The 10,422-nt window shown below is 51.0% G+C and carries 13 protein-coding genes; 3 read left to right on the top strand and 10 right to left on the bottom strand.

Annotation, left to right across the window (positions count from 1 at the left end; all coding sequences use genetic code 11):
• Positions 1–73: 73 nt before the first annotated feature.
• Positions 74–880 carry a polysaccharide deacetylase family sporulation protein PdaB gene (gene pdaB, locus MKY74_RS06750; protein WP_076176770.1) on the top strand — a complete coding sequence of 269 codons (807 nt, stop codon included), beginning with the start codon at positions 74–76 and terminating at the stop codon, positions 878–880.
• Positions 881–910: 30 nt separating this feature from the next.
• Here the strand turns inward: pdaB and MKY74_RS06745 are convergent, their stop codons facing one another.
• Positions 911–1,501, bottom strand: coding sequence for a KinB-signaling pathway activation protein (locus tag MKY74_RS06745; RefSeq protein ID WP_076176769.1), 591 nt, complete (start codon positions 1,499–1,501; stop codon positions 911–913).
• A 127-nt stretch (positions 1,502–1,628) separates the two neighbouring features.
• Between MKY74_RS06745 and gerD the strand changes: the two genes are divergently transcribed.
• Positions 1,629–2,348, top strand: coding sequence for a spore germination lipoprotein GerD (gene gerD / locus MKY74_RS06740; RefSeq protein WP_076176768.1), 720 nt, complete (start codon positions 1,629–1,631; stop codon positions 2,346–2,348).
• A 58-nt stretch (positions 2,349–2,406) separates the two neighbouring features.
• Here gerD and MKY74_RS06735 read toward each other — a convergent pair whose 3' ends face one another.
• From MKY74_RS06735 to MKY74_RS06720, 4 genes are all read right to left on the bottom strand, one after another.
• Complete coding sequence (locus MKY74_RS06735; RefSeq protein WP_076176767.1) at positions 2,407–3,510, bottom strand: Mrp/NBP35 family ATP-binding protein; 1,104 nt, start codon at positions 3,508–3,510, stop codon at positions 2,407–2,409.
• Between the two features lie 72 nt (positions 3,511–3,582).
• A complete protein-coding gene (gene cwlD, locus MKY74_RS06730; RefSeq protein WP_076176766.1) occupies positions 3,583–4,350 on the bottom strand; it encodes an N-acetylmuramoyl-L-alanine amidase CwlD in 768 nt (255 codons plus the stop codon).
• Positions 4,351–4,419: 69 nt separating this feature from the next.
• Positions 4,420–5,589 carry a sulfate adenylyltransferase gene (gene sat / locus MKY74_RS06725; protein WP_076176765.1) on the bottom strand — a complete coding sequence of 390 codons (1,170 nt, stop codon included), beginning with the start codon at positions 5,587–5,589 and terminating at the stop codon, positions 4,420–4,422.
• Between the two features lie 33 nt (positions 5,590–5,622).
• Complete coding sequence (locus tag MKY74_RS06720; protein WP_076176764.1) at positions 5,623–6,315, bottom strand: phosphoadenylyl-sulfate reductase; 693 nt, start codon at positions 6,313–6,315, stop codon at positions 5,623–5,625.
• 335 nt (positions 6,316–6,650) lie between these two features.
• On the opposite strand from MKY74_RS06720, the gene MKY74_RS06715 reads away from it, so the two are divergent.
• Entirely contained in the window at positions 6,651–6,884 is a 234-nt protein-coding gene (locus tag MKY74_RS06715) for a hypothetical protein (protein ID WP_144025546.1), read from the top strand.
• Between the two features lie 108 nt (positions 6,885–6,992).
• Here MKY74_RS06715 and rpsI read toward each other — a convergent pair whose 3' ends face one another.
• The 5 genes from rpsI to MKY74_RS06690 form a co-directional block, all read right to left on the bottom strand.
• Positions 6,993–7,385 carry a 30S ribosomal protein S9 gene (rpsI, locus tag MKY74_RS06710; RefSeq protein ID WP_076176762.1) on the bottom strand — a complete coding sequence of 131 codons (393 nt, stop codon included), beginning with the start codon at positions 7,383–7,385 and terminating at the stop codon, positions 6,993–6,995.
• 19 nt (positions 7,386–7,404) lie between these two features.
• Complete coding sequence (rplM, locus tag MKY74_RS06705; RefSeq protein WP_076176761.1) at positions 7,405–7,842, bottom strand: 50S ribosomal protein L13; 438 nt, start codon at positions 7,840–7,842, stop codon at positions 7,405–7,407.
• A gap of 135 nt (positions 7,843–7,977) precedes the next feature.
• The gene (truA, locus tag MKY74_RS06700; RefSeq protein WP_076176760.1) at positions 7,978–8,802 is read right to left on the bottom strand and encodes a tRNA pseudouridine(38-40) synthase TruA; all 825 of its coding nucleotides are present in this window, start codon (positions 8,800–8,802) and stop codon (positions 7,978–7,980) included.
• A gap of 260 nt (positions 8,803–9,062) precedes the next feature.
• Positions 9,063–9,428, bottom strand: a complete 366-nt coding sequence (gene rplQ, locus MKY74_RS06695) for a 50S ribosomal protein L17 (protein ID WP_076176759.1) — start codon at positions 9,426–9,428, stop codon at positions 9,063–9,065.
• 33 nt (positions 9,429–9,461) lie between these two features.
• Entirely contained in the window at positions 9,462–10,406 is a 945-nt protein-coding gene (locus MKY74_RS06690; RefSeq protein WP_076176758.1) for a DNA-directed RNA polymerase subunit alpha, read from the bottom strand.
• Between the last annotated feature and the right edge of the window lie 16 nt (positions 10,407–10,422).

Below are 10,422 nucleotides of genomic sequence, written 5' to 3'. Positions count from 1 at the left end.
TTTATAAAAACCCTCTGCTATAACGGACGACAGCGCAAAATGCTGATGTACGGAAAGGGGAGCTTACGAGCATATGAATTCATTTTTCTATGTGCTGAATGGCAGGAAAATAAAACGCACATTTCTCGTGCTGGCCGCAGCGGTATTTGCCATCGGTATCATCTATGTCGAGAGCGACAACATCACGGTATTCTCTGAAGGGGCTCCAGCAGCCATTTACAGCGTCCCTACCGAGAAGAAAGTGATCGCCCTGACGTTTGATATCAGCTGGGGGGAAAAGCGGGCAGAGCCCATTCTGAAGGTTCTGAAGGACAAGAATGTGCAGAAGGCTACTTTCTTTTTATCCTCCCCTTGGGGAAAAAGCCATCCGGATATCGTAAATGACATCAAAAACAGCGGGTTTGAAATCGGAAGCCACGGCCACAAGCACGTGAATTACAGCACGCTGAGCGACGAAGAAATTCGCAAGCAGCTGATCACCGCCAATTCTATATTAACCGATTTGACCGGCAAGGAACCCAATCTCCTCCGCCTCCCCAACGGGGATTTTGACAAGCGGGTATTGAAGATCGCAGACAGCCTTAATTACAAGGTCATCCAATGGGATACCGATTCCCAGGACTGGAAAAACATCGGTGCGCAAAATATCGTTAACCGTGTTGTGTCGAAGGCACACCCCGGGGACATCGTGCTTCTCCATGCGAGCGACTCGGTCAAGCAGACCCATGAAGCGCTCCCGGTCATCATTGATGAGCTCCGCAAGCAGGGATACGAATTCGTAACCGTGTCCGATCTGCTCAGCCAAGCGGATACCAAGGGAAAAGAGATTCACGACCAGGCGGCGATGCAGCAAGCCATTGATGACGCAGCCGGCATGTAATGATAAGCAGAGAAAAAAGAGCTAAGGATCTTAGCTCTTTTTTGCGTTCAACACTTTATGAAGGATTAAAATTTGGTAAGCATTGCAGACGATCAGCGGAACCAGAATAAAGACGGTAGCGTTGTTTACGCCAATCTTGAGTCCTCCCACCAGCTCCACGATCGTGATCGCGGTCATGAAGAAGATTGTCGGTATCCAAGCCGTCGGATTGGTCGCTTTCGCCTTAAAATAAGCTACAACAATGGCTACGACCAGGATCGATATGCCGACAACCAAGTCGGATATCTGGCTGTTCTCCTTCCCGACAAATGAGCGGAAAAACATGACTTCAAGCAGTGCCAGAACCGCGAGGACAAGCTGTATGTACTGCCATACTTTTTTGGGGAACACCCCGATGGCCGTGTAATTCAAAATCATATAAGCGAAGAAGCCAAGCTGGGAATAGACGCTGACCATCAGGCCGTACCCGAATAAAATGACCAGATAAAACAAGTAATCCGCTGGCCCCTTAAATTTTATTATACCGCTTCCAAACTGCAGCAGCACCCCGGCCACAATCGCCGCTATGGAGCCGGCAAGCAGCGTTTTCCAAAATAATGTCATCCATCTTTTTAAGTTCAAATATTCTGCACCCCCAAGACTTTATTTTACCAACGTTCACAATAAAAAACCATCCATGCCTCGACATATTTCGAATTTTCGGATGCCATACTACAAACAGGATCTGAAGCAAAGGAGGACAACACAGATGAAGTGGCCGGTTATCGGTTTATGTGCGCTTTTTTTCGGTATTTCCGCGGCTCTGACAGGCTGTGGATCGGAACAGAGCTATGCCCCGCCCCAGAGCGATTATAAAGAGATGAAAACAATGGTTGTCGATATCCTGAAGAGCGATGAAGGCAAGAAAGCCGTTGAGGATGCCCTGAAGGGCGGCGGCAGCGGTTCTGGCACCAGCGGCTCCGGTTCTGGTTCGGGGCTCGGTATGCAGATGATGTCCCTTCAAGCCGGAGAGCAAATCCGGACGGCCGTCAAAGACACCATTACCGCTCCGGAGTACAAGAAAGAGTTCGAAAAAATCATGACGGATCCCCAGTTTGCCGGGGACTTCGCCAAAGCCATCAGCTCGCAGAACAAGCAGCTGCATATGCAGTTGATCAAAGATCCTACTTATCAGCAAGCCGTCGCCGATATTATGAAGTCACCCGAAGTCATGAAAATGTTCCTGGATATTACCAAGTCCCCTGAATACCGCAAGCAGTCAATGACCGTCATGCAGGAAGCCATGCAGAACCCGTTGTTCAGAATAGAAGTCATGAACATGCTGAAGGATGTCGTGACTCAAGAACTCCAGCCTAAAGTCGAGAAATCGCAAAAGAAAGGCGGGAGTAAAGGTCAAGAAGGCGGGGACCAAGGCAGCAGTGAAGGCGGCAGCAAGGAAAACGGCGAGGGCGGCGGTGGAGGAAGTTAACGGCATTAAAAAAAGCCCCGATCGGGGCTTTTTTGGTGTGATGATGCAAATGTGTAGCTTATTGCTCGCACTTGGCAACAATCGATGCGGCCAATTGACTGTAGATCTGACCCGTCGGCGTGTCTGCCTTATATACAGACGGCGAGAAGTCAGGTTCGGAGACATGGTTGTCCGGCGCTCCAAGCGGCAGCTGCGCCAGCAATTCCGTGTGAAGCGTTTCCGCCAATTGTCCGCCACCGCCCCGTCCGAATACGTAATCCCGCTTGCCGCAGTCTGAGCACTCGTAATAAGCCATATTTTCGACGACGCCCAAAATGTCATGATTGGTCTGAAGCGCCATCGCTCCGGCACGAGCGGCTACGAAAGCAGCAGTGGCGTGCGGTGTCGTGACGATGATCTCCTTGCTCTGCGGCAGCATCTGATGAACGTCAAGGGCCACATCGCCCGTTCCCGGCGGCAAGTCAAGCAGCATATAATCGAGCTGTCCCCAACCGACGTCGCTGAAAAATTGGTGCAGCATTTTGCCGAGCATCGGACCGCGCCAAATGACCGGGTTGTTCTCACGGATAAAGAAGCCCATCGACATCACCTTCACGCCAAAGCGCTCTACGGGGATAATCGTGTTGTCCTCTACCACCGGCCCCTCTTCAATCCCCATCATATCCGGCACGCTGAAGCCGTAAATGTCGGCGTCAATAAGCCCTACGCGCTTGCCCATACGGGCTAAAGCTGCAGCCAGGTTGACGGTCACCGTCGATTTGCCGACGCCGCCCTTACCGCTTGCTACCGCGATAAAATGGACGTTCGGATCCTGCAGCAGCTGGTTGTGTTCCAGCCCGGCGGCATGTCCCTTGACGAGCTTATCCTCGTCCTCCTGGCGCATGCGCGCCGACTCGCCTAATATTTTCTCGCGTTCCAGCTCGTTAGCTTCACGCATCCGGATGTGAATCTCCGCACCCTCTGCGTCCCCAAGCCGTTCCCGGATGTCACTCTCAAGCGCCTTGGCGTAATCCTCACGCTTGTCTAAAGTGATGACCGACAATGAAATCCGGCTTTCCTTCACAACGATATCTCTTATCATTTGCAGCTCAATCAGGCTCTTCCCTGTGACAGGCTCGACGATTGGCTGTAATAGCTGTTGCACTTGCTCACGTGATAACATGCTGGCAGCACCTCTGCTTTATAGTATTCATCTTAAGTTCCATCTAAAGCCTCAGGTGCTATTATACCATTCTCAAGGATTTTCTGACGACACTTTCGCCTTCTCGCCGGACAAATACCGGAGAACCCCCTTGTAGACCGATGCGGCGACCTTGCGCTGGTAGCTCTCATCCCTGAGCAGCTCCGACTCCTGCGGATGGGACAGGAATCCGACCTCCACCAGAGCCGAAGGCATTTTCAGCGCTTGAAGCAGATATACCGTATTCACCGTTTTGGCTACCCTGTCCGTATTTTCGAGGTTCCGCTTAATCTCATCCTGAATTAATGCAGCCAGTCCTGCGTTGTCCGGATGATTCGGATAATAAAACGTCTGGGCGCCACGGTATCGGTTCGACGGAAAGCTGTTCATGTGAATGCTCAAAAACAGATCCGCATGCTTGTCCTCAATGAACTTGGCCCGCTGCTTCAAATCCTCTGTCTTGCGTTTGGAGTACCCTCTCGTATCGCCGGCCAGGTCGTAGTCGCCTTCTCGCGTCATCACGACGATCGCACCCGCCTGCTGCAAATAGTCGCGCAGATATAAGGCGATCGCCAGGTTAATATCTTTTTCGATCACGCCCTGCTTGCTGACGGCACCTCCGTCCGGCCCGCCGTGACCGGCATCCAATGCGATTACTTTCCCCGACAGGGGCAGACCCAAGGAACCCGTCGTCTTTGCCGCGGGTATTTGGTATGTAGCCACCGCAATAAAAACAATCAGCAGGCAGAGGCCGATCAGCGCTTTTTTGACCGTGCTTACCCGGATCCACAGCACCTGTTTCTTTCGTCCCTGCTTGGACATAAAAAATCCACCTCCGTTCCCCATATCGACTCTACACATCTATATGGGGCGAGGTGGACAAATAGTACTTTATGAAGATACTTGTGCGGACATCCCTTCGATCAAAATCTTAGCGACCTCAGGACGGGTAAATTCCGGTGGCGGGCAGACGCCGTCCCGCAGAAGACCGCGTACCTTCGTACCGGACAAGGTCAAATGATCTTCCTTCGGATGCGGGCAGGTTTTGCTGGATGCCATATTGCCGCACTTTTTGCAGAAGAAGCTGTGTTCGAAAAACAGCGGGGTAATGCCGAGTTCTTCCGCCGTGAAATTCGAGAAAATTTCCTGGGCTTCATAGGTGCCGTAGTAGTCGCCTACGCCGGCATGGTCGCGGCCGACGATAAAATGGGTGCAGCCGTAATTTTTGCGGACCATCGCATGGAAAATGGCTTCTCTCGGGCCGGCATAACGCATAGCGGCCGGGAACACGCCAAGGAACGTACGATCGGCCGGGTAGTAGTTTTCGAGCAGGACCAGATAACTCTTCATCCGGACGTTGGCCGGAACGTCATCCGACTTGGTTTCACCAACGAGCGGGTTCAGGAACAGCGCGTCGACGATCTCAAGCGCACTCTTCTGGATATACTCGTGTGCCCGATGAACCGGGTTGCGGGTTTGGAAGCCAACAACCTTCTTCCATCCCTTCTCTGCAAAAATACGGCGCGTCTCCGCCGGATCAAAATAAAACTCGCCAAACTTGGCCGGTTTCGGACGGTTCAGCACCTGAATGCTTCCGCCCACATAGTTTGACGGGCGCTCAAACAGCTTCTTGACGCCAGGATGCTCGGAATCGCTTGCCTTGAATACCTTGGTCGCTTCAGCGGTCTGATCGACGCTGTAAATGCTCTCGATATCAAGGACGGCATACACCACCCCGTCTTCGGCTCCTACGAGGGCTGCCTTGTCGCCTACAGCGAGTTCCGCAGCCTTTTCATCGTCCACAGCCAGCGTAATCGGAATGCTCCATACCGTGCCGTCCGCCAGCCTCATGCGGTCGACGACCGACTGGTAATCCTGCTCATTCATAAAACCCGTCAACGGGGAAAAAGCGCCTACGCCAATCAGATCGATATCCGAAATCGTCCAAGTATTCACAGGAATCTGTTTAAAACCGGCCGCAGCCTGCAGCAGCTCTTCTCTGGCCTGGCCTTCAGCAATACGGTTAATCAAGGTACCTCCGTGAGGCTGAATCGCTGTCATCTTTTCGCTCCCCTTCTTCTGGTCCGTTATTTATTACTTATGAAGTCCGCATTCAATTTTGTCACTGTTTGCCCAGCGTCCTGCACGAGGATCCTCTCCAGGGGCAACTGCACGCGTGCAGTGCATGCATCCGATACTCGGGAAGTTCATGTCGTGAAGCGGGTTGTAGAATACCTGGTTTTCACGAATGTAGTGCCATACGTCGTCGGAAGTCCAGTCAGCCAGCGGATTGAATTTAACAAGTCCGAATTTGTTGTCGTATTCCACCTTCTTGGCGTTAGCCCGGGTAGGCGCCTGATCGCGGCGGATGCCGGTAATCCAAGCGTCGTACTGGGACAAGATCCGGGTCAAAGGCTCTACCTTACGGATGTTACAGCATGCGTTAGGGTCAGATTTCCACAGCTCTTCGCCATGGGCAGCCGCCTGCTCTTCGGGTGTCAGCTTCGGCGATACTCTTACAAACTCAATGCCATATTTGGCGGCCAGGCGGTCCCGGGTTTCGTACGTCTCTTTAAAGTGGAAATCGGTATCGAGGTAAAAGATGTCGGTCGATGGGCTTACCTTTTGCAAAATATCAACGAGCACGACGTCTTCAGCACCAAAGCTGCAGGCAAACGTAATGTTCGGGAATGTCTCCACCGCAAGTCGGATCAATTCTTCAGCCGTAGCATGTTCCATTTCTTCGGCTTGTTTCTGGATCCATTGTTCTTTTTCGAGCAAATTCATACCAGATGCCTCCATTCTGAATAAAAGTATCGTTTGTAATTCACTATAATCCCTACTGAAATAATATGATTAATCACAAGTATAAAGTAAAACCGCTGGTTGTCAATTCCTTTTCGCCGTATTTTTTTTCATTTTGGAATAAAGATTTTGAATAAGGGGCTCGTATGGCAATTTCTTCGCATTCCCCTATGCATAAACGTACTTTTGGGGATGACATACTAATCCGGTAAAGGGATTTGGGGCTGACAAGCTGTATACGCCGCTGTGTACAGAGGGCATCGGGCCACAGCAACATTGGGCTATATACACTAGATTATTGGGAAGGGGTGTTCTTGGTGATCGTATCTTCGCATCAACTGAAAAATGTGAGCGGACCGCTGTTTTGCGAAACCTGCAGCCAGCTATCCGATCAGTTCAATGTATGGTGGACGGATGGGAAAAATGATGATGGCCTGGACTACTGCAGCATTCATGTGGAATGCGCCACCTGTCACAACGAGGTACTTCACAAGTCGGCCGTGGGGGATATTCATAATTTGGACGACGCGATTAACGTGCTGAGCCAATAAAACGGCTGAGAGTACTTTAGGCGGAGCAGGATGTTCCTTACGTTAAAGACAACAAAAAATCGCCCTAGACCAGTAATGGCCAGGGCGATTTGTACATAAAAGTAAATATTAACGTTTCGAGAACTGTGGCGCGCGACGAGCGGCTTTGAGACCGTATTTTTTACGTTCTTTCATCCGTGGGTCACGAGTCAGGAAGCCTGCTTTTTTCAGAGCTGGACGGTATTCCGGATCTGCTTTCAGCAGAGCGCGGGAGATCCCGTGGCGAATGGCTCCGGCTTGGCCGGAAATGCCGCCGCCGTTGGCAATAACGAGCACGTCGTATTGTCCCAGCGTTTCAGTCAAAGTCAGTGGTTGTTTTACGATCAGTTTGAGGGTTTCCAAACCGAAGTATTCGTTGATATCACGTTTATTGATGACAATGCGTCCTTCACCCGGTACAAGGCGAACACGAGCTACCGAATGTTTACGACGACCTGTCCCATAGTATTGTACTTGTGCCATGAAACTGTCCTCCTTTTAATTAGCCGCGAAGTTCGTAAACTTCTGGGTTTTGTGCTGCATGCGGATGTTCAGTACCTGCGTATACTTTCAGTCTCAGCTTCATCTTTTCGCCCATGCGGGTTTTAGGAAGCATACCGTGAACAGCGGATTCCAATACACGTTCTGGCTTGCTGTTCAGCAGATCCTGAGCGTTTGTCACTTTCAAACCACCTGGATGCAGGGAGTGACGGTAGTATTTCTTGTTTTGAAGCTTCTTGCCTGTCAGGTGAACCTTCTCAGCGTTGATGATGACAACGAAGTCACCTGTGTCAACATGAGTGGTGAATTGAGGCTTATGTTTACCGCGGATCAGGGCCGCAGCTTCGCTCGCCAGACGTCCGAGCGTTTTGCCTTCGGCATCAATGATGTGCCATTTGCGCTCTACTTCATTTGGCTTGGCCATATAGGTCGTACGCATGAATAGTTCCTCCTTGGTTTCGTCCGAAAATCATTTATCTTCGTTCAATTGTCATTGTTAAAAAGTTAATTTTCATGTTAGGAATGTGAATCTCTTAACTGGGGCTGTGGGAAAGCCATTAAGAAAACACAACTTTTATTTTACAGTAAACCCGGGCAAATCGCAAGCTGATTTTAAATTATTTTCATCAGCCGCTTCATACTCGACATTCCATAAAATCAGTCCCTTGGCGACGGCTGTAGGCCCCGCTTTGGACCGGTCTTTGGCTTCGAGGATCGCTGGCATATCTCCGGGCTTCTTGCGGCCTTTCCCGATCTCCAGCAGCGTCCCCACGATAATACGGACCATATGCTGAAGAAAGCCGCTCCCTGTGACGTAGATATGGATCAGCCCCTGATCCCGAGTCCCTGGACGGCACATAGAATCATCTACCACGAGCTCGGCCTCATACAGCGTCCGGATATGGGAAGGCTTCGTAGAATGGCGCGAAGCAAAGGAAGTAAAGTCATGAGTCCCGATCAGATGCTTCAATCCTTCCGCCATGGCCGCAATGTCCAGCTTGACGGGATGATGGAATTGGGTTCGTCTCTGGAACAGATCCGGAAACTGGTTGGCATTGATGGTATACCGGTACGTCTTCCGTTTGGCTGACCTTCTGGAGTGGAACTCCAGCGGAACCTCCGCCGCCTCCCAGACGATAATGTCTTGGGGCAGCCTCGAGTTGAGGGCGATGCACCAGCGCTCGACGGGAATATCGGAAGAGGTGATGAAGTTAAACACCTGGCCGCGAGCATGCACACCGGCGTCTGTTCGCCCGGAAGCATGGATCTTGACCTCTTCCCCTGTCAGCAGCTTGATCGCCTTCTCCAGGGCATCCTGGACCGTGCTGCCGTCCGGCTGGGTCTGGAACCCGCAGTAATCTGTACCGTCATAACTGACCTTCATGCATAGGTTGCGCATTTCTTAAACCTCCTGAATCCGATACCGCATGGTTTCCCGATGAACGGGGAATCCTATCCATTCGTACGTTTTTACACAAAAACGGCCCCACCGCGATATCACGGCGGAGCCGTTCCTGTATTCTGGCTCGGATGAACCGGCTGCTTCTTTTCAGAAAAAGAAGCTCCCTTCAGGAGCCCCTTAGACACGTCCCTAGAAGTGAAAAAAAGGGTTTGATCAGAATCATGGATTCCTTCCACCCTTTCCTCATCCTCATCAGTTTACGCGCGGTCAACCAGTTCCAAATAAACCATAGGCGCGGAATCACCGCGACGAGGTCCGAGCTTCAGGATACGTGTGTATCCGCCTGGACGCTCAGCGTAACGTGTAGCCAGCTCGCTGAACAGTTTTTGGATTGCGTCTTGCTCCCCATCTACCGTTTCACGACGAACGAATGCTGCCACTTGGCGACGGGCATGAAGATCACCCTTCTTTGCTTTCGTGATCAGCTTTTCAGCGATCGTGCGAACTTCTTTCGCTTTCGCTTCTGTCGTTTGGATACGCTCGTATAAGAACAGGTCGGTTACCAGGTCACGGAACAAAGCTTTACGTGCGCTGGAATCGCGGCCCAACTTTTGGTATGCCATGTTTTCCCCTCCTTCGCTAACAATCCTAAGATGCTATTCTTCTGTACGGAGTCCCAAACCGAGCTCTTCGAGCTTCTCTTGAACTTCCTCCAAAGATTTGCGGCCCAGGTTGCGGACTTTCATCATATCTTCTTCGGTTTTCGTGGTCAGCTCTTGCACCGTATTAATACCGGCACGTTTGAGACAGTTGTAAGAACGTACGGAGAGATCAAGCTCTTCGATTGTCATCTCAAGCACTTTTTCTTTTTTGTCTTCTTCTTTTTCGACCATGATTTCCGCATCTTTCGCTTCGTCCGTGAGACCCACGAACAGCATCAAATGCTCGGTCAAAATTTTGGCGCCGAGGCTAACCGCCTCTTCTGGTCTGATGCTGCCATCAGTCCATACTTCAAGCGTCAATTTGTCGTAGTTGGTCACTTGACCAACCCGCGTATTCTCCACGCCGTAATTCACGCGGCTAATCGGGGTATAGATAGAATCGACCGGGATGACGCCAATGGGTTGATCATCACGTTTATTCTTATCTGCTTGGACATAGCCACGACCGCGGTTAGCAAAAATACGCATATGGAGTCTCGATCCAGGACCCAGTGTAGCAATATGCAGGTCCGGATTAAGAATTTCCACATCGCTGTCCGCCCGGATGTCTCCTGCCGTCACGACTCCTTCGCCTTCAGCATCGATTTCGAACACTTTCTCTTCGTCCGAATGAATTTTCAGGGAAAGAGCCTTCAGGTTCAGAATAATTTCCGTTACGTCTTCCATGACGCCCGGAACCGTTGAGAATTCATGAAGCACACCGTCAATCTGAACAGATGTAACGGCCGCGCCAGGCAGCGAGGAGAGCAGAATCCGGCGAAGTGAATTCCCCAGAGTCGTTCCATATCCTCGTTCCAGCGGCTCTACCACAAATTTTCCATAGGCTCCGTCTTCACTGACGTCTACGGTCTCAATTTTCGGCTTTTCGATTTCAATCACGCAAGTACCCCTCCTT

It is taken from the genome of Paenibacillus sp. FSL R5-0378 (assembly GCF_038009285.1).
GTDB lineage: Bacteria > Bacillota > Bacilli > Paenibacillales > Paenibacillaceae > Paenibacillus_AQ > Paenibacillus_AQ favisporus.
Note: the sequence above shows the minus strand (reverse complement) of the source record. Positions and strands in the feature narration are given on the sequence as shown.

Coding starts and splice junctions, on each gene's coding strand:
- pdaB (WP_076176770.1), top strand. CDS start 74: ATGAATTCATTTTTCTATGTGCTGAATGGCAGGAAAATAAAACGCACA.
- gerD (WP_076176768.1), top strand. CDS start 1,629: ATGAAGTGGCCGGTTATCGGTTTATGTGCGCTTTTTTTCGGTATTTCC.
- MKY74_RS06735 (WP_076176767.1), bottom strand. CDS start 3,510: ATGTTATCACGTGAGCAAGTGCAACAGCTATTACAGCCAATCGTCGAG.
- cwlD (WP_076176766.1), bottom strand. CDS start 4,350: ATGTCCAAGCAGGGACGAAAGAAACAGGTGCTGTGGATCCGGGTAAGC.
- sat (WP_076176765.1), bottom strand. CDS start 5,589: ATGACAGCGATTCAGCCTCACGGAGGTACCTTGATTAACCGTATTGCT.
- MKY74_RS06720 (WP_076176764.1), bottom strand. CDS start 6,315: ATGAATTTGCTCGAAAAAGAACAATGGATCCAGAAACAAGCCGAAGAA.
- rpsI (WP_076176762.1), bottom strand. CDS start 7,385: ATGGCACAAGTACAATACTATGGGACAGGTCGTCGTAAACATTCGGTA.
- rplM (WP_076176761.1), bottom strand. CDS start 7,842: ATGCGTACGACCTATATGGCCAAGCCAAATGAAGTAGAGCGCAAATGG.
- truA (WP_076176760.1), bottom strand. CDS start 8,802: ATGCGCAACCTATGCATGAAGGTCAGTTATGACGGTACAGATTACTGC.
- rplQ (WP_076176759.1), bottom strand. CDS start 9,428: ATGGCATACCAAAAGTTGGGCCGCGATTCCAGCGCACGTAAAGCTTTG.